Source organism: Nostoc sp. (assembly GCF_036917675.1).
Classification (GTDB): Bacteria; Cyanobacteriota; Cyanobacteriia; order Cyanobacteriales; family Nostocaceae; genus Nostoc.
The window spans coordinates 187,121-212,960 of record NZ_JBALCT010000074.1; the positions used below are offsets into that span (position 1 = coordinate 187,121).

22 protein-coding genes and 1 pseudogene are annotated in these 25,840 nt (G+C 41.2%); 11 read left to right on the plus strand and 12 right to left on the minus strand.

Features of this window, described 5'->3' with window-relative positions:
• Positions 1-1,004 precede the first annotated feature (1,004 nt).
• From V7K31_RS30420 to V7K31_RS30430, 3 genes are all read left to right on the plus strand, one after another.
• A complete protein-coding gene (locus tag V7K31_RS30420) occupies positions 1,005-1,625 on the plus strand; it encodes a Uma2 family endonuclease (protein ID WP_335100090.1) in 621 nt (206 codons plus the stop codon).
• Between the two features lie 752 nt (positions 1,626-2,377).
• Positions 2,378-5,017 carry a leucine--tRNA ligase gene (gene leuS / locus V7K31_RS30425; RefSeq protein WP_335100092.1) on the plus strand — a complete coding sequence of 880 codons (2,640 nt, stop codon included), beginning with the start codon at positions 2,378-2,380 and terminating at the stop codon, positions 5,015-5,017.
• A gap of 1,014 nt (positions 5,018-6,031) precedes the next feature.
• Positions 6,032-7,186: a pyridoxal-phosphate-dependent aminotransferase family protein gene (locus tag V7K31_RS30430; protein WP_335100094.1), complete on the plus strand. Its 1,155-nt coding sequence runs from the start codon at positions 6,032-6,034 to the stop codon at positions 7,184-7,186.
• Between the two features lie 145 nt (positions 7,187-7,331).
• On the opposite strand, the gene V7K31_RS30435 is transcribed toward V7K31_RS30430, so the two are convergent.
• The 3 genes from V7K31_RS30435 to nblR all read right to left on the minus strand — a co-directional run bounded on the left by V7K31_RS30435 (position 7,332) and on the right by nblR (position 9,362).
• Positions 7,332-7,559: a DUF2949 domain-containing protein gene (locus tag V7K31_RS30435; RefSeq protein ID WP_334830755.1), complete on the minus strand. Its 228-nt coding sequence runs from the start codon at positions 7,557-7,559 to the stop codon at positions 7,332-7,334.
• Positions 7,560-8,074: 515 nt separating this feature from the next.
• A complete protein-coding gene (locus tag V7K31_RS30440) occupies positions 8,075-8,575 on the minus strand; it encodes a DUF192 domain-containing protein (RefSeq protein ID WP_335100096.1) in 501 nt (166 codons plus the stop codon).
• A gap of 100 nt (positions 8,576-8,675) precedes the next feature.
• Positions 8,676-9,362 (minus strand): response regulator transcription factor NblR, encoded by a 687-nt coding sequence (gene nblR, locus V7K31_RS30445; RefSeq protein WP_334830759.1) that lies wholly within the window; start codon positions 9,360-9,362, stop codon positions 8,676-8,678.
• Between the two features lie 197 nt (positions 9,363-9,559).
• Between nblR and V7K31_RS30450 the strand changes: the two genes are divergently transcribed.
• Positions 9,560-9,802, plus strand: coding sequence for a hypothetical protein (locus V7K31_RS30450; protein ID WP_335100098.1), 243 nt, complete (start codon positions 9,560-9,562; stop codon positions 9,800-9,802).
• Here V7K31_RS30450 and V7K31_RS30455 read toward each other — a convergent pair.
• From V7K31_RS30455 to petM, 3 genes are all read right to left on the minus strand, one after another.
• A complete protein-coding gene (locus V7K31_RS30455) occupies positions 9,761-10,678 on the minus strand; it encodes an NAD(+) kinase (RefSeq protein WP_335100100.1) in 918 nt (305 codons plus the stop codon). The two genes, V7K31_RS30450 and V7K31_RS30455, sit on opposite strands and share 42 nt — an antisense overlap.
• A gap of 130 nt (positions 10,679-10,808) precedes the next feature.
• On the minus strand, positions 10,809-11,807 hold the full coding sequence (locus V7K31_RS30460; protein WP_335100103.1) for an SDR family oxidoreductase: 999 nt from the start codon (positions 11,805-11,807) through the stop codon (positions 10,809-10,811).
• A gap of 267 nt (positions 11,808-12,074) precedes the next feature.
• Positions 12,075-12,179 (minus strand): cytochrome b6-f complex subunit PetM, encoded by a 105-nt coding sequence (gene petM, locus V7K31_RS30465; protein ID WP_334830765.1) that lies wholly within the window; start codon positions 12,177-12,179, stop codon positions 12,075-12,077.
• Positions 12,180-12,386: 207 nt separating this feature from the next.
• On the opposite strand from petM, the gene pdxA reads away from it, so the two are divergent.
• From pdxA to V7K31_RS30480, 3 genes are read left to right on the plus strand one after another with little or no spacing between them, the layout of a single operon-like run.
• Positions 12,387-13,478, plus strand: a complete 1,092-nt coding sequence (gene pdxA, locus V7K31_RS30470) for a 4-hydroxythreonine-4-phosphate dehydrogenase PdxA (RefSeq protein WP_335100105.1) — start codon at positions 12,387-12,389, stop codon at positions 13,476-13,478.
• Positions 13,471-13,719, plus strand: a complete 249-nt coding sequence (locus tag V7K31_RS30475) for a hypothetical protein (protein ID WP_335100108.1) — start codon at positions 13,471-13,473, stop codon at positions 13,717-13,719. The genes pdxA and V7K31_RS30475 overlap by 8 nt, the downstream gene beginning before the upstream one ends.
• Before the next feature lie 22 nt (positions 13,720-13,741).
• A complete protein-coding gene (locus tag V7K31_RS30480) occupies positions 13,742-13,975 on the plus strand; it encodes a hypothetical protein (RefSeq protein WP_335100113.1) in 234 nt (77 codons plus the stop codon).
• A 241-nt stretch (positions 13,976-14,216) separates the two neighbouring features.
• Here V7K31_RS30480 and V7K31_RS30485 read toward each other — a convergent pair whose 3' ends face one another.
• Together V7K31_RS30485 and V7K31_RS30490 are read right to left on the minus strand one after the other, a co-directional pair.
• Positions 14,217-15,392: a protein rep gene (locus tag V7K31_RS30485; protein WP_335100116.1), complete on the minus strand. Its 1,176-nt coding sequence runs from the start codon at positions 15,390-15,392 to the stop codon at positions 14,217-14,219.
• Positions 15,393-15,578: 186 nt separating this feature from the next.
• The gene (locus tag V7K31_RS30490; RefSeq protein WP_335100551.1) at positions 15,579-16,298 is read right to left on the minus strand and encodes a response regulator transcription factor; all 720 of its coding nucleotides are present in this window, start codon (positions 16,296-16,298) and stop codon (positions 15,579-15,581) included.
• Between the two features lie 542 nt (positions 16,299-16,840).
• Between V7K31_RS30490 and V7K31_RS30495 the strand changes: the two genes are divergently transcribed.
• Together V7K31_RS30495 and V7K31_RS30500 are read left to right on the plus strand one after the other, a co-directional pair.
• Positions 16,841-19,183, plus strand: a complete 2,343-nt coding sequence (locus tag V7K31_RS30495) for an NACHT domain-containing protein (RefSeq protein WP_335100118.1) — start codon at positions 16,841-16,843, stop codon at positions 19,181-19,183.
• Between the two features lie 300 nt (positions 19,184-19,483).
• A pseudogene (locus V7K31_RS30500) lies at positions 19,484-19,930 on the plus strand (rhodanese-like domain-containing protein); the annotation flags it as partial.
• A gap of 516 nt (positions 19,931-20,446) precedes the next feature.
• On the opposite strand, the gene V7K31_RS30505 reads toward V7K31_RS30500, so the two are convergent.
• The 4 genes from V7K31_RS30505 to trpB all read right to left on the minus strand — a co-directional run bounded on the left by V7K31_RS30505 (position 20,447) and on the right by trpB (position 24,616).
• On the minus strand, positions 20,447-21,076 hold the full coding sequence (locus tag V7K31_RS30505; protein WP_335100120.1) for a ribonuclease H-like domain-containing protein: 630 nt from the start codon (positions 21,074-21,076) through the stop codon (positions 20,447-20,449).
• An 89-nt stretch (positions 21,077-21,165) separates the two neighbouring features.
• Entirely contained in the window at positions 21,166-21,714 is a 549-nt protein-coding gene (locus tag V7K31_RS30510) for a CAP domain-containing protein (protein ID WP_335100122.1), read from the minus strand.
• 473 nt (positions 21,715-22,187) lie between these two features.
• Entirely contained in the window at positions 22,188-22,715 is a 528-nt protein-coding gene (locus tag V7K31_RS30515) for a CAP domain-containing protein (protein ID WP_335100124.1), read from the minus strand.
• Positions 22,716-23,380: 665 nt separating this feature from the next.
• Positions 23,381-24,616: a tryptophan synthase subunit beta gene (gene trpB / locus V7K31_RS30520; RefSeq protein WP_335100125.1), complete on the minus strand. Its 1,236-nt coding sequence runs from the start codon at positions 24,614-24,616 to the stop codon at positions 23,381-23,383.
• A 214-nt stretch (positions 24,617-24,830) separates the two neighbouring features.
• On the opposite strand from trpB, the gene V7K31_RS30525 reads away from it, so the two are divergent.
• Both V7K31_RS30525 and V7K31_RS30530 read left to right on the plus strand, forming a co-directional pair.
• A complete protein-coding gene (locus V7K31_RS30525) occupies positions 24,831-25,178 on the plus strand; it encodes a translation initiation factor (RefSeq protein WP_335100127.1) in 348 nt (115 codons plus the stop codon).
• A 140-nt stretch (positions 25,179-25,318) separates the two neighbouring features.
• Complete coding sequence (locus tag V7K31_RS30530; protein WP_334939939.1) at positions 25,319-25,477, plus strand: YqaE/Pmp3 family membrane protein; 159 nt, start codon at positions 25,319-25,321, stop codon at positions 25,475-25,477.
• The last annotated feature ends 363 nt before the right edge of the window (positions 25,478-25,840 follow it).

Genomic DNA, 25,840 nt, shown 5'->3' on the forward strand with positions numbered 1-25,840 from the left:
GGAGGGGTTGGGGGTGGGGTTCTTGTACCTCACTCAACCGATAACCGCTATAGCAAGCTTTAAGAGTCGGGAAATCCTTTAAGTAATTCCTACCCTGCGCGTTCCTATGTTGCTACCGCTACGCTAACAGCAAGGCACTGGCTCCCCTCAAAAAGGGAACTCTAACGAACTTTTTCAGGGGTTTGGGGATCTCTTCTGCATAAGAAAGAAAGCAGTAATCATCTCTGACACACCCATTTTGGCAGCGCACCGGTCATTTAATTGGTAGGTCTGTCCTGATAACTAACCCCTCTGAGGTTTTTCTCTGATAAACAATAACAACTTCAACCTTTGCTAGTTTATCCGGTAGCTACCCATTTGCCTGAGAAAAGATTATTGATAGATGCACCCTGATAACTCACTCCCCTGGTTGGCTAACACCCACTGGGGTTTTTTATTAAAAATAATAACTGACCATTGTACAAATTTATCCGGACTATGGTCTTCAACCTGAGAACATTTAATTGGTAGATGCACCCTGATAACTAGCTCCCCTGGTTGGCTAACACCCACTGGGGGTTTTTTTATGCGATCGCCCACATAACTGGAATGCACCACTACTATTCTTACTACTGGTGGTAGACTTTGAGTATCCTCCTGTTGCCAGGATAGAGCATCACCTGCTCACTCAGTCCCTGAATCCCTTTCTTTTTATTGTGAGCTAGAGATGCCACTTCAGAATGATTGTTTTGATATTTAATCACATTCTTAATTTTTTTTCTATATTTTCACCTTTACCTCTTTGTCTACCAGCAATCCTGCTGTCAACCTCAGATTAAAGCTTCCTCGCCAACTAGATCATATTTCTCGTTCCTAGGTTCAGCACATGGGTGACAAGTTAAGATTATAAACTATTTGTCAATAAGCAATAATACTAAAAAAAATTATCATGATTTTGACAGCTTATGAACACTTAGAAAGAAAAGGCTTTGAAGTACTGAAACGACTACTGGGGGCGATAAATTGTGACTCAAGCCATACCTAAACTAGTAACCTTTGAAGATTTTGCAGCTTGGCGGCCCGAAGGCGGAAGATACGAATTATATGATGGCGTGATTGTTGAAATGGCACAACCAGTGGGGAACCATGAAGAAGTCGTTGGTTTTATAGCAAGAAAACTAACAGTAGGATTTGACCGATTAAATTTACCTTATACAATCCCCAAAACTGCGCTTATTAAACCAACTAAGTCGGAATCTGGCTACTCCCCAGACGTGCTGATATTAAATCGTCCTAATTTAGTGAATGAGCCGCTATGGAAAAAAGAATCAACTGTAAGTCTTGCAGCATCAATTCCTTTAGTAGTTGAGGTAGTTAGCACCAATTGGGATGACGACTACTACACAAAACAGGGTAAGTATGAGGGTATTGGAATTCCTGAATACTGGATTGTAGATTATCTCGGTCTAGGCGCTAAAAAGTTTACTGGCAACCCCAAACAGCCTACTATATCTATTTATCAATTAATCGATGGTGAATACCAAGTTGCTAAATTTAGAGGCGATGCCCGCATCGTCTCGCCTACTTTCCCAGAATTGAATTTAACCGCCGAACAGATTTTTCAAGCTGGAGGTCTGCCAACGTAGCCACCGACCGCGCAAGGTCAATCTTTGTGATCTTGGCGATCGTATTTCTTAACATTAAACCTCTTTAAGTATTCGTTTTTACTAGTTCTTCTGTACTATTTTATCAAACAGAATTCAGGAGTCAGGAGTCAGAATTCAGCAATGAATTCTTTCCGAGTGGCGGATGAATAACTGGGTTTAAGACCCCCACCAAATTTTCTTGTTTTGTGGTGCAACAATTCAGTGGCGGGTCTAAGAACAAAGTTGCTCCTCTTGGAGTCTCCCCAAGACCGCACTTTGCGCTGAATCCCCGACTGATTGATTCTGAATTCTTCTTCAACGATATTTTCTTGATGTGTGACAGTTGGGGTGCGGAATGTGGGCTAAAATGCAATACGCTTGGGTTAGAGCCAAAAACGTTGACCCACGTAGGTTGGGTTGAGGTACGAAACCCAACATTTCCGGGGTTTTGTTGGGTTTCGCAAAGCCTCAACCCAACCTACAATTTTTTTTAACCCAACCGTATTGGGCTAAAATTCCCTGGAAGCAGCGAATGATAAGGGAATGAGAATAGTGAGAATGGAGACATTATAGAGGAAAATGGCTAGGATGCTTATGGTATAGGACTTGTGCTAGATTTAAAGTATTATTTCAATAACTTTAGGCAACTAAGGGAGATCGGAAGATAATAAGAACTTGTAGTGTAGTTCCCACTCAAATGCTGACAACAAGTGTTTCGAGTATTATCTGAGCATTCATTTATAGAGATAAAGATGGCTGAAAGTACTAATTTTAATTTATCTAGATATAACCCAGCAGCGATTGAGGAAAAATGGCAAAAAACATGGCTAGAACTTGGCTTAGATAAGACACCTACAGCTAGCAACAAGCCAAAATTTTACGCTTTATCGATGTTCCCTTATCCATCCGGCAGCCTACACATGGGTCACGTCCGTAATTATACGATTACAGATGTGATTGCCCGCCTCAAGCGAATGCAAGGGTATCGAGTAATACACCCAATGGGTTGGGATGCCTTTGGCTTGCCAGCAGAAAATGCCGCCATTGACCGTGGTGTACCTCCAGCAAAGTGGACTTATCAGAATATTGCCCAGATGCGGCAGCAATTGCAGCGTCTTGGTTTATCCATCGATTGGGAATGCGAACTTGCCACCTGTTCACCTGATTATTACAAATGGACACAATGGATTTTCTTACAGTTTTTGCAAGCGGGGTTAGCTTACCAAAAAGAAGCAGCTGTAAACTGGGACCCCATTGACCAAACTGTATTGGCAAATGAGCAAGTTGATAACGAAGGACGTTCTTGGCGCAGTGGGGCAATAGTTGAGCGCAAATTATTGCGGCAGTGGTTTTTTAAGATTACTGACTACGCCGAAGAATTGCTCAATGACTTAGATAAGTTGACAGGTTGGCCGGAACGCGTCAAATTGATGCAGGCAAACTGGATTGGTAAATCTACAGGCGCTTACTTAGAATTTCCCATCGTTGGGATAGATGAAAAAATCGGCGTATACACCACACGTCCAGATACAGTTTATGGTGTCAGCTACTTAGTATTAGCACCAGAACATCCCTTAACAAAGCGCGTCACTACAAAAGAACAACAAGCGGCGGTAGAAGTCTTTATAAAAGAGGTTTCCAATCAAAGTGAGTTGGAACGTACCGCAGAAGACAAACCTAAGCGGGGTATCTCCACAGGTGGGGTGGCAATTAACCCGTTTACAGGGGAAGAAGTGCCTATTTGGATTGCTGACTATGTACTTTATGAGTATGGTACTGGGGCAGTGATGGGTGTACCAGCACACGATGTCCGAGATTTTAAGTTTGCGAAAAATTACGATTTGCCAATTGATTTTGTCATCGCTTCCCCAAATGATGTTGCAGGTTTTAACTTAACTCCAACATCAGAGATAAATGAAGTTACACAACTCATTCAAATTGACTATAACGGGGCATACACTGAACCAGGAATTTTAATTAATTCTGGGGCTTTTACTGGTATGGCTTCCACAGATGCTAAACAAGCAATAATTGAATACGCCGAACAACAAGGTTTTGGTAAAGTGCGGGTGCAATATCGCTTGCGGGATTGGTTAATTTCGCGGCAACGATACTGGGGCGCACCGATACCTGTAATTCACTGTCCCAACTGTGGGATAGTGCCAGTTCCTGATAAAGATTTGCCAGTACAGTTGCCGGAAGAGGTGGAATTTACTGGACGTGGCGGTTCACCTTTGGCTCAGTTAGAAAGCTGGGTAAATGTGCCTTGTCCAACTTGTGGCACTCCAGCAAAGCGGGAAACTGACACGATGGATACTTTTATTGATTCCTCGTGGTATTTCTTGCGTTTCCCTGACGCTAAGAATGAACAACAAGTTTTTGATTCCAGTAAAATTAATGACTGGATGCCAGTTAATCAGTATGTGGGTGGGATTGAACACGCGATTTTACATTTATTATATTCGCGGTTCTTTACTAAAGTGTTGCGGGACAGAGGGTTACTGAACTTTGACGAACCCTTCCAACGCCTGTTAACTCAAGGTATGGTACAGGGTTTAACTTACACAAATCCCAATAAAGATGGTAAAGATAAGTGGGTTCCCTTTAATCTTGTAGATCCAGCCGATCCACGAGATCCAAAAACAGGTGAACCACTGCAACTCGTTTATGCCACCATGTCTAAATCAAAGGGTAACGGTGTCGCACCAGAAGATGTAATTTCCAAATATGGTGTAGACACAGCGCGGATGTTCATCTTGTTCAAAGCGCCGCCAGAAAAAGACCTGGAATGGGATGAAGCCGATGTGGAAGGACAATTCCGCTTTTTAAATCGGGTTTGGCGTTTGGTGACAGATTATATTGCGGCTGGGGTATCTCGTAAGAAAGCCCAATCTGATTTAACTAAGGCAGAAAAGGAATTGCGGCGGGCGATTCATACGGCTATTCAAGCGGTGACGGAAGACGTGGAAGACGAATATCAATTCAACACAGCTATTTCTGAATTGATGAAGTTGAGTAATGCCTTAACTGATCCCGACGGGAAAAATTCACCAATTTATGCAGAAGGTATTCGGACTTTGGTGGTATTGCTAGCACCTTTTGCACCACACATTGCTGATGAATTATGGCATTTGTTGGGTGAAAGTGATTCAGTTCACACTCAAACTTGGCCATCATTTGACCCTGCTGCTTTGGTAGCTGATGAAATCACTTTAGTGATTCAAATTATGGGTAAAACTCGCGGCTCGATTCAAGTACCGGCACAAGCAGATAAAGCAGGGTTGGAGAAATATGCGCGTGAATCAGAAATTGCCCAGCGTTACATTGAGGGTAAAGAGATTAAAAAGGTCATTGTGGTGCCTGGAAAGTTGGTGAATTTTGTAATCAGCTAAGTACAGGTTTGCGTAAAATCGTGGCAAATTGTGGGGTGAAATTTTAACGCAAAGGGACGCAGAGGGAAGCGCAGAGGGACGCTGAGAATTGAGTTAAAGCGATCGCGGTTATCGTTTTTGGTGGAGACTCGGCTAGCAGTTTACTGCCAAGCGTTAATTTAGGTTGCAGCTATGCGATCGCTCTGCTACTTTGCTGGTAAATGGAAAAGCGCAAACGCGAATATGATCGTCCAGAGAGTAAGACTGTTTTATTTATACACGAAAAAGCGCTTGAGAGTTTTGCTCACTCAAGCGCTTTCCCGTAAAAGCTTATACCAACTCACTCGTTTGATGTAACATTTGAAATCTGCAACACTCCCTTAGGAGAGAGCATTACGGGGATAACTTGTGACAAACATGTGGTGAAATGGTATCACTCCTTGCACTAACTAAGAATATCTCTTTTGCAAGAATACCGGGGATCTGGTGAGTGACAGTTTATGAACTGAACACTAGTTAAAAACGACTCATCGTGAATGGTAACTAACAAAACTAAGCACGATTGTAGCAATTTTGTAAGTATAGTATAAAAACTTATAGTTTCTTAGCGTAGGCATCGCCGACCTCTAAGTGTAGTTTCACAATGTGCAGCAATTAGTAGCATAAATATCTCAACTTCGGCGGCAAATAAACATTCATCATACCAGTGCTTAAAATTGCGAGAGTCTAGATAGACGCTTCACCATTAGCTAAAATAGTCACTTCCCTACCAGCAGATGCCTTAACCTGGCCATCTAGGTGTGTGGTAAGATTGCCTAGAACAGAGGTTTTATCTGAGTTGGAGTCTCGTATAAATTGCAAAGGTCAAGCTGACCACTGATTAACTCCCACGATACTTTTCCTATAGATTTGGAAAATATACAACAAGGCTGGTGACAAACTGAGTGGAATTTGTAGATGAATATCTAGGATTTTCTCCCAGACTTAACCAACTTCCCACAATTTTGACTTTTATTTGACTTTTAGGATACACACATGAACGATAAGCTGATGCTGATGATTCCAGGCCCAACCCCGGTGCCAGAAGCTGCCTTACTGGCATTAGCCAAGCATCCAATTGGGCATCGTACCAGTGAATTTAGCAACATATTGGCTGAGGTGACGGAAAACCTCAAGTGGCTACACCAAACTCAAAGTGATGTGCTGACGCTGAATGTCAGTGGTACGGGTGCTGTAGAAGCCGCAATAATTAATTTTCTCTCTCGGGGCGATCGCATTTTAGTTGGTTCTAATGGTAAATTTGGCGAACGCTGGGTAGAAGTTGGTCAAGCCTACGGTTTAAATGTAGAAGAAGTTAAGGTGGAATGGGGAAAACCCTTAGACCCCACAGTATTTGCCGAAAAACTCCAAGCAGATACCCAAAAGCAAATCAAAGCCGTAATCATTACCCACAGCGAAACCTCGACGGGTGTGTTGAATGACCTAGAAGCCATCAACCGCCACGTCAAAGAACACGGTGAAGCTTTAATTATCGTTGATGCTGTGACGAGCTTGGGTGCGTTCAATCTCCCCGTGGATGCTTGGGGTTTGGATGTAGTCGCCTCCGGTTCCCAAAAAGGTTATATGATTCCGCCAGGATTGGGTTTTGTCTCTGTCAGCCCCAAAGCTTGGGAAGCTTACAAAACTGCGAAGCTACCAAAATATTATTTGGACTTAGGCAAATATCGCAAAGCCACAGCCAAAAATACAACTCCATTTACTCCGCCTGTGAACTTGATTGTAGCGTTGCACACCACGTTACGAATCATGAAAGAGGAAGGTTTGGAGTCAATATTTGATCGACACGAACGGCTCAAGAATGCTACCCGCGCCGGTATTCAAGGGTTAAATTTACCCCTGTTTGCAGCAGATAGTTCCGCTAGTCCGGCGATTACGGCTGTAGCACCACAGGGAATTGAATCGGATAAGATTCGCTCAGTGATGAAAAAACGCTTTGATATTGCCCTTGCAGGTGGTCAAGACCATTTGAGTAACAAGATTTTCCGCATTGGTCACTTGGGTTTTGTGAGCGATCGCGATATCCTCAGCTGTATAGCATCCTTAGAAGTTACCCTAACAGAACTTGGCTACGAAGGCTTTACCCCTGGATCTGGTATAGCAGCAGCAGTGAGAGTGTTTAGTCAGTCCTGAGTACCGAGTGCTGAATATTATTATTTATACTCAGCACTAAATCAAAAGAGCGAGTTGATAAGCTAATCTGATTAATTTGCATACAATCAATAGCTAAGAGGCTAGCACGATTGGGTTTCCCCATTTTGAATTTTGAATTTCTTACCTATGCTGTCTCTAGCCAATCATAAATTTTTTCTAACTGCTCTAGAGTAATCAACCCATACTGCCAAAGAATCATTGCCAAAGGGCCTGGATCTTGCTCCCGATGGCGAAGCGCCACCGCCAGTGATGCTGTGGAAATTGCCAAATCTTCTTGCAAAAAATGAATCATTCGAGAATATTTTGATGGTGACATTTGTATCTCACCTCCTTGTAGAGAATGTATTGTCATATATCAGTTCACCATTGCTCGGTAGCCAGTAGCCAGTAGTCAGTATTTCATCTGTCACTGTGCGGTTATCGGCTATACACCTTAGCACAGTTTTTTTGATCTGCCTTTAGTAAAGGCTTTTGATAGAGGGTCTGAGAAATAGAAATTTTCGTACAAATCATCTGCTCGCTTCTTAAGCAGTATTTTTATTCAGTTAAGCTGGCTCCATCTTGTTTACTTTTGTGCCTTATTTAATTACACATGTAGTAACAAAGATTCCATAGCCTATACTCTCTTATTGGCAACTATTTACACTTGCGCCCAAGGGAATATTTTTGCAACCAAACCTAAGACCGCGATTTCAGGTTAGAGACAGTAGAATTTTAGATTATTACCACAGTTTTTAAATGGTAGCGTTACAGATGACTTTTTACCACAATACGTGATATTTTTTACAAAAAAAATATAGATTTCGATAGTATAAGCTCTGAACAGAGAAACTACCCAAATCTTTATCCCCGCAAAGCTCCTAAGTCTCAAAAGTCAATTTTGACAATATCACCCACTTTCAACTTCAATTCGGCAGCTCTTCCAGAGCGAAGTTCAATCACCTTATCGATTGGTGTATTGGAACCATAGGTAGGACAAGGCTCACTTGCACAAGGAGGTGCAGCAGCCTGAATATATTTAACTACACCGTTATGTAAAAATACCATATCCAAGGACACAGGTACATTCTTCATCCAGAAACTGACTGATTGTGCTGAAGGGAAGCCAAACAGCATCCCTCGATCATCAGGCAAAGCTGGTCGATACATCAACCCCATCTCTTGCTGTTGTGGTGTCTTCGCCACTTCTAGCTGAATCTTTGTGCCATTAGGAACAATGGCTTTAGCAGAAATTGGTAGTGTTTGACCTAAAGGTGCTGGAGTTTGAGAAGCAGAGGTAGGGGTTGGAGGTTTAGCTGTTGTTGGAGCAGAACAGCCCATCAGAAATATACTCAGCAACATTGAGAGCAAACTTAGCCGACGAGTCATATAGTTTTTTGATTTTGTAATTTAGATTTCAATTTTACAGAATTTACGGCGATTTTGATTTGAATAGACCAGCTTGTAGAGACGTTTGATGAAACGCTCTCTAAGATTCTCTTAAAACGTAGCCGACACCGCGCACTGTCTGAATCAGGCGCTTTTGACCTTCATCTTCAATTTTTAACCGCAAGTAACGGATGTACACCTCAATTACATTCGACTCACCCAGAAAGTCGTAACCCCAAACATTTTCTAGAATTTGTTCGCGGGTTAACACCTCACGAGGATGTTCCATGAGGAATTTTAATAGTTCAAATTCCTTCATTGTCAAATCAATTGTCCGTCCGTTGTGTATAGCACGGCGAGTTGCTATGTCTAAAATTAAATCCCCAAAGCGTAACTGCTCCGTGGTATCTAAATCGGGTTTTAAGTAGAGGCGAATCAACTTCAAAAAGTCTTCTGAGCGGTAAGGCTTGAGGATGTAATCATCGGCTCCAGCTTCTAGACAAGCTACCCGATCATCAACTGTATCCCTTGCCATTAAAATCAACACAGGCGATCGCAGGCCAGTGCTTCTCAGATTTTTGCACAATGAGAGTCCTGATTCTCCTGCTAGCATCCGGTCTAAAACAATTAAAGCAGGCTGGCGATCGCGACAGTGTTGTAAGCCACTGGTCGCATCATGAGCCAGAATTGATTCATAGCCGGCTTCTTGCAAATCGCAAGAAAGCTGATTTGCTAGGCTCTCATCGGTTTCAATCACCAAAACACATGGACTTTGAGCAACTGTCATAACAATTTGAGATATTAGATTTGGGGTTGTAAAGATATTCCAGAGAAAATCTTTACATCAGTTAAAAGTGCAATTACGAGTTTTTAGTGATGGAGCAATCCTGATTTGACACGCTGCTAAGAATCTTTTAGCACGTTCAGGTGTCAGCCATCGAATTCTCCGATGCAATCTTAACGTATTGCTATGGGGCATGGGGCATGGGGAAGAGGGAGGAAGAATTTTCTGTTTGCTCCCTCGCTTCTTTGACAATGCCCAATACAACTCTTGGAGAGGCTAGGCCAACGGCAACTCTTAGAGACGCTGTTGGCGTTCGCTCAGTACAAGTACCCAATGCCCAATGCCCAATACCCAATGCCCAATACCCAATACCCAATACCCAATGCCCCAATACCCAATGCTTACGGCAATTCTACCGAAGTTGGTTTGGCGATATGCGGTAAACCCCAACCTAATTTTTCTCGCAAAATTCGGAAAAACTCAGGCGGTTGCAGGCGAATAAATCGGACACTATATTGCGATCGCTCCATATAAACTCTATCCTCTGGTAGGATATAGCACCCGCCATTACCATCTACCACCATCACCAGCCGAGGAATATTTACTGGGTAGATATTCACCGATTCGGTATCTGGAAATACCAATGCTCTAGAAGCTAGGGAATGAGGACAAATGGGTACTAGCTGTAAAACAGGTACGCCAGGAGTCACCACTGGACCACCAGCACTCAATGAGTAAGCTGTTGAACCAGTAGGCGTAGAAACAATCACACCATCCGCCGCAATATCTACTGGCGCATGACGCCCTATAGCAATTTCAAAATGGCACATAGAGGTCAAAGGTTCCCGGTGTAGCACCATTTCATTCAAGCACAGGGCTTCCCACAGCACTGAATCTCCCCGAAACACTTTGACGGTGAGCATAGCTCGTTCTTCAATTTCATACTCACCCGCCATCGCCTGTTCTAGTGCTTGGGGCAATTGATTCAAGAAAGTTTCTGTCAAAAATCCCATGTGGCCGGTATTCACTGTGAGCAGTGGAATACCACAGGGGGCTACTTGACGAGACGCTGCTAAAACAGTGCCGTCTCCCCCTAATACCACTGCAAACTTCATATCTGAATCAAAACCAGGAGGCGTCAGACCGTCAATCGGAGTGTGACACACAGGACTCTCAGGCGTAGAGTAGCCCAGTATTCCACCGATACTCGATGTGATACATACATTCCAACCGGCTGCGGTTAGCTTGTCTTTCAACTCGATAGCGACGCGACCCGCTATCGGTTTAATGTCATTGTAGATAATGCCTGCTTTCGGCACACTCAAATATCCAAATTTAGGCGATGCTCTTTATTATGTAATCCTTACACATTTTTGGTCATGTAGTCATTAATCTAGAGTCAAATGTCCAGAGTCTAGAGTTTAATGACTAATGGCTGTTTTGTAATGACTATTGACTATTGGCTTTTGAAGACTGTTTAAAAGGAGTTTTTTTAGGTTTCTGCTTCTTGCTTTTATTTTTCTCGTAGTCTAACTGTTTGAGCTTCTTCATGATTCGGCTGAAGTACTCTTGTAGATAGCTTTCTAGGGTTGTGGTTTGTTGCGGATCTAAGCCAAAAACTGTGTATACTTCATCCATTGAGGCATTTAATTGTTTACCACTAGCCAATACTTCTGTAAACGCTAGCCTGTCCGCTACGTTCCATCCCCACTGAAAAGACCGCATTAAGCCCCGCACAGCGCGCAGTAAGTTTATTGGCATCCGCGTTACCCTGGCGTCTTTTCCAGATAAGCGTTCGCACAGGTTGATAATTTCTTCTGCACTCCATGCACGAGTACCCACTACAGGAAAAGCTTGATTTTCCGTTTCCGGCACACTCAATGCACGGATGGCAAACTTCGCAACGTCCTGAGTATCCATATAGGCGATGGGAGAAGAATTACCAGTTACCCAAACTGGCTGTGCTTCCAAAATCGGAATCCCATACTGACCGATTAACCCTTGCATAAAACCAGCTAGCCGCAAGATGGTATAATTCAAGCCAGACTCAGCTAAGAATAGTTCTGTACACCGCTTAATTTCCATTAGCGGCACTTCTGGATATTTATCGGCATCTAAAATAGAAAAGAAGATAAAACGCTTTACACCTGCTGCTTTTGCTGCTTGAATTAATGCTACTTTGCCGTCCCAGTCCACTTGTTTGATACTCAGTGAATCTGTAGGGCGAGATGTTGACGCATCAATAACTTGGGTTACACCAACTAAACCTTCCGTTAGGCTTTCGGGATAACGCAAATTTCCTGGTACCAGTTCTGCACCCCATTCTTTGAGAAAAGCTGCTTTTTTGCTACTCCGCACGAGGCAGCGTACTTTATATCCTTCATCGATTGCACGACGAGCCACTTGTCTTCCTAATGTGCCAGTGGCACCGATGATTAATAATGTCATGAGGTTTGTAATAAATTTTAATGTTTTATGAAAAGAATGTTATCAGGATAACCTATGCAAACAAAACTTTACATCTTTTATCAGAAAATCTATTTATTTGGATAGACTCATGGGAAAATCACTGTCCCTTACCGGACAAGCTTTTTTCCCATTTCGATGAAAAAGGGAGTGGGGAGAATAATAACAGACGCGAGGAACATCGCGTCTCTACTCCTAACTCTTGTACAGACGCGATGTTCCTCGCGTCTCTCCTAACTCAGCACTCAATTATTCTTCTGAGCCTTGAATTTTCAGTAACAACGCGCCTAAAGCCCAGCCGACGAAGATTAAACCGAAGGATAATAGAGCTGCATTCAAAATTTCGCCGCCCATTGGTGTGATTCTCCTTATGCAAAGTGGTGTGTAAACTAGGTCTACCAGAAGCTTTTCAATAGTTGCTGTAGGATTAGACCTGTGTAAATAATTTTAAACTAGTTTAGCAGGTAATCCCTACTGGTTTGGGAGGCAATCCCTACTGTTGAGAGAAGGGAAGATGGGGAAATTAGGAAAATTTGATGATAATAATTATGAAGAAATTTTATGTACCAAAAGAATCAAGGTAATTTAATAAGTTTTAGCAAAGAGAATCGTCCGCGTTTGGCGCTGACCATCGGAGATCCGGCGGGGATTGGGCCGGAGGTGATTTTGAAAGCTTTAGCAGATGCAGAAATTAGTAAAAAATATGACGTTACAGTGGTGGGTAATGGGGATTTGTTGCTACAAATTTATCGCAAATTGAATTTAACTGAGAATTTAGCACCTTTGGCAAATCCAGACGAGTTATCAGTCATTGATGTGCAGTTGCATGGGAAAATTAAAACTGAAATTATCCCAGGAATAGGTAATGCGGCGAGTGGTGCGGCTAGTTTTGCGTATATGGAATCTGCGATCGCTCAAACACTCGCTGGTAAATTTGATGCCATTGTCACAGGACCCATCGCTAAATCTGCTTGGAAAGCCGCCGGGTATAATTATCCAGGGCAAACGGAACTTTTGGCAGAAAAATCAGGTGTTGACCGTTTTGGGATGTTATTCGTTGCGCGATCGCCCCATACTAATTGGACACTCCGCACCTTACTTGCTACCACACATATTCCCCTACGTCAAGTAGCCGATACATTGACACCGCAGTTGTTGACACAGAAATTAGATTTGTTGGTGGAGTGTTTGGAGAAAGATTTTGGTATAGAAAATGGGAGAATTGCGATCGCCGGGTTAAATCCCCACAGTGGCGAACAGGGACAACTTGGACATGAAGAACAGGATTGGTTAATTCCCTGGTTAGAGCAAGAGCGGCAAAAACGCCCACGATTGCAACTAGATGGGCCGATACCGCCAGATACGATGTGGGTTAAACCTGGTCAAGCTTGGTATGGAAATTCTTTAGTACAAAATCCTGCTGATGCTTATCTAGCACTTTACCACGACCAAGGCTTAATTCCTGTGAAGTTGATGGCGTTTGATCGGGCAGTTAATACTTCTATTGGTCTTCCTTTCGTTCGGACTTCACCAGACCACGGAACAGCGTTTGATATTGCGGGTAAGGGAATTGCTGATGCTACGAGTATGAAAGCAGCGATACATTTAGCGGCTGAGTTGGTTAGTCAAAGATTGGCGGTGGGTTGTGGTTAAAAGTTCTTTGTTGCAATATTTACTCTTGAGTAATGCTTACTTGAATTTTGAAATTATCGGAGACATCACCAATTTGGTAACTCTATTCGTGAACTCGAACGCTTGCGTAAAACTTATGGTTCAAGACGGTGGCGGAAACTTAAAGGCTTTGCAACCATTAGCTAAGATGACGGAAGTATTTATGAAGCTGAGTTACACTGGTATGAAGTCCACGGAATTGGTAAGAAATAAATTAAAATAAAACGCTTTCTATAGGAGTCGTTATGCAGTCAGCGAACACAGAAACTCAATATGTTGTTTGCATTAGCAACAAAGATTATCCTACTTCTTTAGAAATTTGGAAAATTTACCAGACTGTTCCTGATTCTGATGCTGTTAAGCACCAAATGATTAGAGTTATTGATGAATCAGGTGAAGACTATTTATATCCTAGCAATTATTTTGTATTGATTGAATTACCAAAAGCGGTTGCAGAAGCTTTTTCTTTGGCTAGTTAAAATTTAATTATTCGTTTCAATAACTCTAAAATCTATTTCAAAAAATAGCTGTTCCTCATCACAAAAGCTGCCTTGAATTATATTGTGCCAGCTATTCCTGTCTCATTAATCCGAAATATAATCACCGGAGCATTCGGGTAGTGCTGGCGAGATTTATTTATAGCAGCTAATACATCTGTATCAATGAAATAGTCTCCACTTTCAGGTTCAACAACTATGTACCAGTTGTAGTGAGTTTTGATTAACTCTGGTTTAATTCGGTCAAAAATAACTTTACAGCGTTGGTAAAATGCCTCTTGTTGAGCTTTTTTTCTGACCACTGAATATCAGGGAATATTCTTCCTCGGCGAACTGTGCGAATAGGCTTTGGATTAGTCATTGTTGTTTTTACCAATCTACTTCGAGATTTTATAACTTTATCATCGAAGCTATTTACTATATTAAATCTTTGTAACTTGCGCTCCCATCGGAAATACAAACTTTCCCCATCCACCTCATCCGTCTCTTCACTTTCATCAATGAGGTCTTGGTTTTTCTCTTCTAATTCGCGCATATACTGCCTGAGTATACCCCCAACAGCGATCGCTCTACTTTTATGCAGTTGACGGGTTAACTCTAAAAACCATTCTCTATCACCCACCAAATCTGACTCTTTCACCTGATACTTGAGAATTTCTGGGATGAGTAGTGAAGGGTTATGATGCTTTGCGATCGCGCTAGTATGAATAATTGGCTGGTAATCAATCCGTAAGCACTGCTGCCACAATGCTACCCATTTGGCATGAGAAAGATACCCATGACTGAAATACGAAGGCGGTACCATTGCCAAAATATGTAAATGCGGGTGTGCTGAGACTCCATTTCTACCTTTAGTTACTTCTATGGATTTCACCCAACCTTTTGCAGGCCATGCTTTCAATTCAGTCAATCGCTTAAAAGCTTTATTTATCGAATCCAAGTTTTCCTTGAGTTCCTCAATCTGGCAATTCTTTACAGTCAAGGTAACAAATAGCCAACGGTGCTTGGGATAATCAGTGACAACCTGTGGGAGAATTTTGTAAGCTCTTGCTTTCCACATGAGCGATCGCCGCCACTGACAAACCGGACAATGACGAACCCGACAAAATCGGGCATCTAAAAGCTTTAACTTGAGAATACCTTCGGATTCGTCTGGCACTAATCGAAATTCCAGCAACTCGGAACAAATTCTCATGCGCCAAGCATACTGCTGAAAATAATGTTCGTCTGCTTTGGCGTAATAATGTAAGACTTTATCAGTATTAGCTCTGTGCTTGTCCCAAATTTTACCTATAGGCGAAACTTCGGATAAACTCTGTACATTTCGATTTTTCTGAAACTTATCTTGAGACGATATATTAAAACCAATAAAGTTACTGTCTGAGGCTTGAGCAGACACAAAATCACCAAATCAGTTTGTATCAACGCCCCAAATTAACGCAAGTTATACACTTAAGCCTCAGTAAAAGTATTTAGGTAAGTCAGATGTCATGATAATTCATAATTATTACCCCATGCCTAAATGCTATTTTTTGCCTTCATTAATAAACAATGGTGCAAGTACTCATTAATTACGAATTACGAATTACGAATTAGTAATCTCGTCTGGCACTTCAAACTTGTAGCCATAGCCCCGCACAGTTTTAATAAACTCCGGTATGCTGGTATCGACTTCCATCTTCTTACGCAACTGACCAATATGCACATCAACTACCCGTCCATCTCCTATGTAGTCGCAACCCCAGATTTTTTGGATTAGCTGTGGGCGACTCCAAGCCTGATTAGGATGACTTGCCAAAAAATGTAAGATATTAAATTCCAGCGCTGTTAAAGTAAGAGGCTTGTTGTTAAGTGTTACCTCTCGACCCTCTGGGTTAATTGCTAGCTGCTTGAAGATAATACGTTGTGATGGGGAGGGATTGATGTAACGTATGCGTCTCAAAAGAGCTTCTACTCTAACTTCAACTTCTGCCAGACTAAATGGTTTAGTCATGAAATCATCAGCACCTGCGCTTAAGATTTTAATTTTATCAGCCTCGTCAGTCCTACTAGTTAGTATTAGCACTAAAACATTAGTACGACTCTGCATTTCTTGGCAGAGGCTATAACCATTAACATCCGGCAAATTCCAATCCAGAATCACTAAAGCAGGATCGAATTGCTCAAACAACGATAACGCAGTCTTACCATCTGCTGCCGACTCTATTTGATATTTCCGACTTAAAAAACGATAGACGAGATTTCGCACGCCGAAGTCATCGTCAACGATCAGAATTTTGGGAGTAGTAGCAGTAACCATAACCATAATGTTGCCTATTGTAGATTGGGCGATTCGCTGTTGCACCAATTTTGCTTTACGTGTTTCTGTTGAAAGTGTATTCACGCGCGTCTGTGCTGAGTGCGATCGCTACTGTAGTACTTGTATACAATTAATTTTCCATGAAGTTTATCAAAACTTCAGCCATCATAATGCTTATAAGATGTATGAGTATTGTATGATTTTTGTATAACTTTGAATTTATATTTTCTGATTTTGAACTTTTATACTTAAGATCAGTGTAATTGCAGACTATCTTCATAACCGCAAATAGTTCAGAAAAACACGAAACACCACGGCAATTGCTACAACTTTGTCAGAGCAAGGCACTCCCTGATTAATTAGGTATCTACAAAGGCTCACAAACTAAGCTATAAACCAATCTAGATTCTAAACTCCTCCTTTACCCAAATTTACTCTAGCCAATGGGTATATCTTATTGAAAATAACCTACGAAAATTTACTTGCACTGATTTACATATATCTACTCTCTTAAGCATATACTATACTACAAGTATCAGCCTGAGACTATGACAATCCAAGGACTGAGAGCATCACCAGAAGGTATAAGGGCAGCAAAAACAGCTTTAACAGACAAAACTTGGAGTCAGCATAAATTAGCAACAGCTTTAGGCATTACACGTCAACCAGTTTCCAAATTTTTTGCAGGTGAGTCGGTTTCACGCTCTTGTTTTGTGCAAATTTGCCAACAGCTAGGATTATCTTGGCAAAAAGTTGCTGGCTTAACTGAAGATGTGGCATTTGAGGTAACTACTAAGGCGCAATTCAAAGGTGCTGACTTCGATACACTGGTGCCGGAAGTGCGTCAAAAGCGTCAAGATAAAATCCAAGACCAATGCAACATTTTGCAAATGTTGGACATTGCCCAGACAGTCCAACTGATGGACATTTACACCAATATTAATGTCTTAGAGGAGATAACCAGTCTGCAATGGCGAGAAGTTTCTGACCTCTTGAAAGACCTAAAATCTGAAGCGGACTTTAATCAAATTGGAGGATACAAGCGTCAGAAAAGATTACCGGGATTGGAAGCAGTATTACGGCACTCAAAACTGATGGTAGTGGGTAAACCAGGGTCAGGTAAAACTACATTTTTGCAATATCTGGCGATTGAATGTAACAAAGGCGAACTTCAACCAAATCGCATAGTAACTTTTATTAGGGTGAAAGAATTTGCTGAAGATGCCAAAAGTGACAGCGAATTCAATCTATTGAACTACATCAGCCAAGAATTTCTCAGTTGCTGTGTTGAACAGGAATCAACTAAAATTCTGCTGGCTGAGGGCAAACTGCTGATTTTGCTAGATGGATTAGATGAAGTCCCAGCAGAAAAGGCAGATAAAGTCACAATAGAAATTCGGAGATTTACCCAAACTTTTTACAAAAATCAGTTTGTTATTAGCTGTCGGATTGGTGCCCAAAAATATAGATTTCAGGGATTTACTGAAGTTGAAGTAGCAGACTTTGACCAAGAGCAAGTAGAAGTTTTTGCTAAAAATTGGTTTGTTGCAGTTGCTCTGAAGTCCAGGGAAGATAGGGAAGCCATAGGAAATTTATTTATTAATCAGCTGCATCTCCCAGAAAATCAGCATATCCGAGAATTGGCAATCACTCCACTACTGTTGCATTGGATTTGTTTGGTGTTCCAAGTAAAAGATGAATTTCCTTTAAATCCAGCCAAGTTATATGAGCAAGCACTGAATATTTTGCTGGTAAGATGGGATGAAGTCAGAGGAGTTAAACGCGATCGCATTGCTCATAATTTGACTTTGGTAATTAAGAAAAAACTGCTTTTTCAACTTGCAACTATCACTTTTGAGCAAGAAGATTACTTTTTTGAACAAGAAAGAATTCTGCAAATTATTGCTGACTATCTAAAACCTTTACAAATAGATAACGAAGCAGTGATGAAAGCAATTGAGGTACAAAATGGGTTATTGGTGGAAAGGGCACGGGGAATTTACTCTTTTTCTCATCTAACGTTTCAAGAGTATTTCACGGCTCGAAAAATTGTTGAAAGTTACCCAAACTATGCTTTGAACAATCTGGTCAGTCACATAACTGAAAAGCACTGGTATCAGGTATTTTTGCTAACTGTTAGTATGTTGCCCAATGCTAATGAAATACTACAGTTAATGAAGCAAAAAATTGATTTGCTAGTGGCTAGCGACGAAAGATTACAGTATTTTCTCACCTGGCTGCATCAAAAATCTAGTTCAGTCTCTACCCGCTACAAAGCAGCAGGCGTTCGCGCCTTTTACCTCGTTTGGGTTGAGCGAAGCTCTTGCCATAGGTCTAACGCCTTTGTCTATACTTCTGGTTATGACCTTGAGTGCGCTCTTGTTGGTAACATCGCCTTTGACTCTGACCTCGTACTTGATGAGTTTCTATTCAGTACTGTTGGCTGCATTAACGAGCTTGACTTTGCTTTTGAGCATACCCTCAACGATGCCCTTGATCATGCAGATGCCCTGATTATTGCCTTTGATAAAGCTGTTGACCTTGTTGTTGATTCTAAATTGAAGCAAGTGCTGCAAAAACTCAAAAAACAACTACCAAAAATAGACAGCAATCCAGAGAAGTTTAGGGACTGGTGGCAAGCTAAGGGTAAAGCCTGGGGTGAACAATTAAGAGATATACTGATTAAGTATCGCAATATTGGTTACAACTGGCAGTTCAACGAACAGCAAAAAGAATTGCTTCAGCAATATTACGATGTCAATAAATTGCTGGTAGATTGCCTTAATAGCGCTACTTGTGTAACTCCAATAGTGCGGCAAGAGATTGAAGAGACATTATTGTTAGCGATCGCAGATATTGAAAATGTACGTAATTCCTATACTAATGCCTGAATATTTAGACTATTTTTTTATTAATTAGGTAGCGATTTTAATAAATTTAAATTTATTTACCATGTGTCTAAATAATTAAGATTAGAAATATAAATTTAAAACATATTTAATTAAATTAATCGAAAAAATTACTTCAGATAGTCTAAGTTGACTGTATTTGCAATGTATTAAATGGTAGAAAATATTTTAATTAGCCACTCTATCTTAAGAGAGAGTTTGAGGATATTCATCCCAGAGAAAGAGCAATTAAATATGCTTAGTCCGTTAAATTGCTATTAATATCGTCTCAGAGGAAGAGTTATGACTAACAATTTAGTAGGCGGCATCATTCCCCCACAGCCACCAATAGAAGCACAAACTGATGTTCATGTCCTGAAGACTCGTCTAGAATGGGGCGAACCAGCTTTTACAATACTGGATGTGCGCGATCGCAACACCTTCAACCAAGGTCACATTATGGGAGCGATGCCCATGCCAAAAGATGAATTGGTAGAGCGTGCAGTACCTTCTTTGGATAAAAGCCGTGATATTTACCTTTACGGTGCTAATGAAGAAGAAACTGCCCAAGCCGCACAACAACTGCGTTCTAATGGATTTGAGCATGTCTCCCAACTCAAAGGTGGTCTTGCCGCATGGAAGGCGATCGGTGGCCCAACAGAAGGCATTGTTGAATCAAAAACTCCCGCAGGTCCAGACGACTACAATATCGTAGATCGGCTAAAAAAGAACGAAGAGATTCAGCAAAAGGGAGGCAGTAGCGCGACAGAAGCCATTAAAAAGGGAGCTAGTAACCTCAAAGAAGGCATTCAAGAGGGAGCCAGTAATCTAAAGGAAAGCATTCAAGAGAAAGCCAGTGACATCAAGCAAGGCATTCAAGAGAAAGCCAGTGATGTCAAGCAAGACATTCAAGACAAAGCTAATGACCTGAAGTAAGACATTAATGAATCTAGAACTCCTACAGGTTCAGATGATTCGAATGTTGACTCTTAGGCATAAAATAACTTAGCAAATCAGCAATAGACTTCTTGCAAAATATCAATTTCTCGTGAGGAAATAAGTCAGAATTCACAGAGAACTCTCAACTGCGGCTTTTGTCATTCTCCGTACCCCTACGAGGAAGCAAGCTAAGTGATAGCGTGTAGGAGAAGGAGTTGCCATTCGCCCTTGGCATATGAGAAGTTTGAAGAGTCAGGAGACAAAATATTCTGCCTCCAGAGGCTTGTCCAGCAGAAATATAACTTTTGCAAGAGGTTTGCTGTTTGATCAATGTTCAAACAAATCTTTAAATTGCAACAAATCTAAGGAAACAATTACTGGTAGAAATTTAAAACATTCCTGAGCAATTTCCCAACGTTCTTCTCGTTTGAGCATTTCTATTAGCTTCTGCTGCACACTAAGTAAGTATCGCACATCATTGGCAGCATAACTTAGTTGAGCTTCAGATAAACTAGCGGCGTTACCCCAATCAGAACTTTGAGAGCTTTTATCCAGTTCCACTTGTTCTAACTCTTGCACCACATCTTTGAGTCCGTGGCGATTTGTGTAAGTACGGGCTAATTTACTGGCAATTTTGGTGCAAAAAACAGGGACAACCTGAATCCCCAGATTGGCTCGCAAAGTGGCAAGATCAAAGCGAGCAAAGTGAAACACTTTTACGACATTTGACGCTTCCAAGAGTTTTTTTAAGTTGGGGGCGTCAGTTTGTCCTTTGGCTATGCGGATTGCAGTCACTTTCCCTTCTAGATTGCACAGTTGGACAAGACATAAGCGATCGCGCTGCGGCAATAATCCCATCGTTTCTGTATCAACTGCGATCGCTGTAGATTCTATATACTGGCTAAGGGCTGCATCACTGAGATCGCGATCGCTCACCTGAAAATCTTGTAATGTCATGAATTTTTTAAAAAAAATAGCAGTGTCTAGCAGACAAAAGTCTTGTCAGACACTACATCATTATTGTGGCAAAAAACCAGAAATTAAATCTACCTAGTGTGAAAGAAAAGTTGTGTCAGGTAGACTTCGCCTTGATTATTAGTAGCAACACCAATTCCAGTCAGGTTGTAATTTCCTTTAAGATTCTTTAGATGTCCGGGACTATTTATCCAACCAGTAACAGCTTCCTCTACAGGGTTGCTATATCCCCGGTTGAAAGCAACATTTTCTGCCGCACTGTTGTAGCGAAGAGGGATAGCTTTGACTCGCCGTTCAAATCCCTGATGACTAAATGGGATTTTACCTTTAGCCATATTTTGACTATGAATTCTTGCCTGTCGAGTGATATTTGCATTTAGCGTCAACTTTGGCAGTCCTTTAGAAGCCCGATATCGATTAATTTCGTCAAAAACTGATTTTTCTAACTCCGTAGTTTTAAAAGTAGGAGTCGATATTGCAACCTGACTCGAAAAAAGCGACAACAGCTTATTACGGGTGGATGTATTCGTAGAAGAATAATTTGGTATCGGAACAGTCGTTAATCCACTAGCAAGGACAAGCGCACTTAAAGCGATGCCAAAAGCAGTTTGTCGGAACATGGAGAATTGCGTAATGTGTAGAGATATAAGACTTCTACTCTACCTTATTGTTCCGACAATATATACCACGATCCTATTAAGGATTGATGAATTTCGGCAATCTGCCTATATCCTTGTTTTGTAAGTACAAACAATAGACTTCTTGCATAAATCAAAAATTAAGAACCCCACCCCGCATTTGAGTAAAGCAAACGCTCTCCTCCCCGCAAGCTCTTAGGGGTTGGGGGTGGGCTGTTAGGGACTTTTGCAAGAGGTCTAATCATTTCCAATTGTCAATACTTCAATCGGTCAGCTTCATGAAATAACGATTATTTTGGCTGATAATTTCAAATTTTCATGAATTACTAAAAAAACAATGTAGTATTCAATAGACAAATGTCATTGAAACTACATTATTCAACATCTAGCAAAAGCTTTGCTAAGAAGCTGAAGTCAGGGAATTTGAGAAAAAAACCTAAATTTTACCAAATCTATCAGCGAAGGAAAATTTGTGTGAAGTAGATTTCGCGTCCATCCTTGCTAGAGACACCAATCCCCGTCTTATTATAATTACCTCTGATATTGGCTAAATGCCCTGGACTATTGAGCCAGCCTTGAACAGCTATTTTCGCAGGGTTACTATATCCCCCGTTGGAAGCGACATTTTCACCAGCTGCACTGTAGGGAATACCGATTGCGTTAACACGTTCTAAAAATCCCGTATGTCCAAAGGGAACTTTACCACTAGCCATGTCCTGACTGTGAATCCTGGCTTGATTATCGATGGCAGAATTACGAGTCAGCTTTGGTAGCCCTTGGGAAGCTCTGTAGTCATTAATTTGATTGAAAACCGATTCTTCTAGACCAGCAGTGTTAACGCTAGATGCTGCGATGTGAACACCATTATTTGATACATTTGAAGATATTGGCGTAAAAGTTGGATTTGTTACAGAAGTAGCGATCGCTCCACTACTGAGAGCAATAGTGCCTAAAGCAACGGCGTAGATTGTTGTCTTCATCATTTGCTAAAAGTAAAGTTGTCAACAATCTAACTAAACTAATATCAGTATGACAAATTGATTATATGTCTATATACTTCTGTTTATGACGTTTTATGTTCAAAAACTACTAGCGAACGTTGAAATTCACGACTTTACGAAAAATTTTCATGTTTATAAAAAATTTCCCTCTACCATCATCCGTGAATTTTTTAAAGAATGTTCTTTCTGTAAATTAGTAATTACACTTAATTCCTAAGTGATATCTAGGTATTAAGTTAACTCTTAATATTAAAATTATGGGGCAAAAATGTAAGTTAATGCCTAAGTATCACTTAACAAAAAATTGTGTTTTAACCTCGAATTCAGTAATCTTTTAAGTATTAATACATAGTTATAACTAGTATATAATAATACTTATATAAATATTCTACTAATAGTATGGTAAAAATTTGCCTCTATCCATTCGGGACATTTAAAGACTAAATTACTTTTATCAATTAATAACTGTACTTAAATTATCCTGGAAACAGGGTATAAAGTTAATTATTATACGGCCTTTTCCGAGTAAGTATGAACGATACTTTCTCTGCGTTTAAAAACGCTACGATTTTACGCAAAGGTGTACTTAGCGTGTTGGAATTGTTGATCAATTATTTATTGCTTTTTTCCGAAAATTTTATGTATATTTACGCATCATTTAATAACTTGGCTACCGTTTGTACATCCTTATCACCGCGTCCAGAGCAGTTAATTACAATCCGGGGACTGCCGGTTAGTTGGGGACAGAGGGTTTCGAGGTAGGCGATCGCATGGGCTGTTTCTAATGCCGGGATAATTCCTTCCAATTTCGACAATCGCCCAAATGCCGCTAAAGCTTCTGCATCCGTCACACTATAGTATTCGGCGCGACCAATATCCTTCAAATAGCTATGTTCTGGCCCGACACCGGGATAATCTAACCCCGCACTAATTGAGTGTGCCTCAATTATTTGCCCATCCTCATCTTGCAGCAGATAGCTCATTGCTCCGTGCAATACACCAACTCGTCCTTTTGTCAAGGTTGCTGCGTGTTTTTCGGTATTGACACCTTCTCCGGCTGCTTCAACCCCAATTAACCGTATAGAAGACTCATTAATAAACTCATAGAATAGTCCCATAGCATTGGAACCACCACCGACACAAGCCAAGAGAATATCAGGCAATACACCCCACTTTTCTATTGCTTGGGCGCGAGTTTCTTTGCCGATTACTGCATGAAAATCACGTACCATCATCGGGTAAGGATGGGGCCCGGCTACCGAACCGAGAATGTAGTGAGTCGTTTCCACATTTGTTACCCAATCTCGGATTGCTTCGGAAGTGGCATCCTTCAAAGTTCCCGTTCCCGCCTCGACTGGACGCACTTCTGCCCCCATTAGCTGCATCCTGAACACATTCAAAGCTTGGCGTTCCATGTCGTGAACGCCCATGTAAATTACGCATTCCAGCCCAAAACGAGCGCAAACTGTGGCTGTGGCAACACCATGTTGTCCAGCACCCGTTTCGGCAATAATCCGTTGCTTGCCCATGCGCTTTGCCAATAATACCTGACCGAGGGCATTATTAATTTTGTGAGAGCCAGTATGATTTAAATCCTCGCGCTTTAAGTAAATTTGTGGTCCGGTGCGATCGGGTCGGGCATAATGATCAGTCAAGCGTTCAGCGAAATACAATGGTGTGGCACGTCCTACATAATCTCGTAATAACTGCTGTAGTTCTGCTTGAAAACTAGGGTCATTACGGTATTGCTGATAAACTGTTTCTAGTTCAGTAAGAGCAGGCATCAGCGTTTCAGGTACATACTTACCGCCAAAGCGTCCAAAGCGACCTAGCGTATCGGGAACCTGAGCAGTTGAACTTGGAGACAGGGGAGTGGTAGTCACGAGTTGATTTTGATGACGGGAATGACTTAATTATTATAGAAAGTCTGGGGCACATCTGGGGACTGGGAACTAAATTTTTTGTTAATGCCCCATGCCCAATTACTTTGAATCCCTGGCAATGGATTTGTGATGTTAGCCTAGAAATTGATATCCCAGCAGAATGGTTGCGTAGAAGTTTCCACTGCCTTTGAAATCTTTCTTAAACATTCATTTTATGTCTTCTTCCAATCCCAAATCTTCCGATAAAGGCTTTGTCTACCGCGAATTTGGCAACGACAACTCTGCCGCCATAGAAAGACCAATTCCAGAACTGCCGCCACAACAACAAAATCTCAAAGTACAAGCTTCCCGCAAAGGACGCAAAGGCAAAACCGTCACAGTAATTAGCGGTTTTCAAGGCAAAGCGGAAACCTTGGCCGATTTGGTGAAGCAGTTGAAAACCCAGTGTGGGACAGGTGGGACAATTAAAGACAATGAAATTGAAATTCAGGGCGAACACAAGCAGAAAATTGTCGAGATTTTGACCAAGCTAGGTTATAAAGCTAAAATTAGCGGTGGCTAATCTTCAGTGCGGTTTACTGCATCTGAAGCGTGGCCTCGATTGAGAGAATAAATGTTATCTTTGAAAAGTCCAAATATGCTTGAATAGTGGTGAATAACTTCGCCAACAAGCTGTTTTTATGAGATTAACAGGAGGTTCAAATGGATTTAGTTCGTCTTCTGTGTGCCATTTTCTTGCCGCCTTTGGGAGTTTTTTTGCAAGTAGGTTTTGGTATAGACTTTTGGATTAATATAGTTTTGACGCTTTTTGGTTACATTCCTGGGATTATTCATGCAGTGTGGATAATTTCTAAGAAATAATTCTTTGTCGGGATAGCTTGAGTGTACCAATCTCGGCGTTACTGATTCTGAGTAATATTTGCATAGAGGCAATTCATGAATTGCCTCTACGAAAAGAGCTATTATTTAGATATCCGCAACTTCTTAATTAAAAATAAATTGCAATACTGTTCAGTTAGAGTCAAAAACCTTAACACGCGTAGGTTGGGTTGAGGAACGAAACCCAACATTTTGCAGGGTTTGTTGGGTTTCACTTCTTCAACCCAACCTACAATTATCCTTAACTGAACTGTATTGAAATAAATTGGGGATTTACAATTAAATAAATATCCAACTTTTAAAGTGTTACTTTGTTAATCTAATCTGTCACGGTACGTTAGCCAG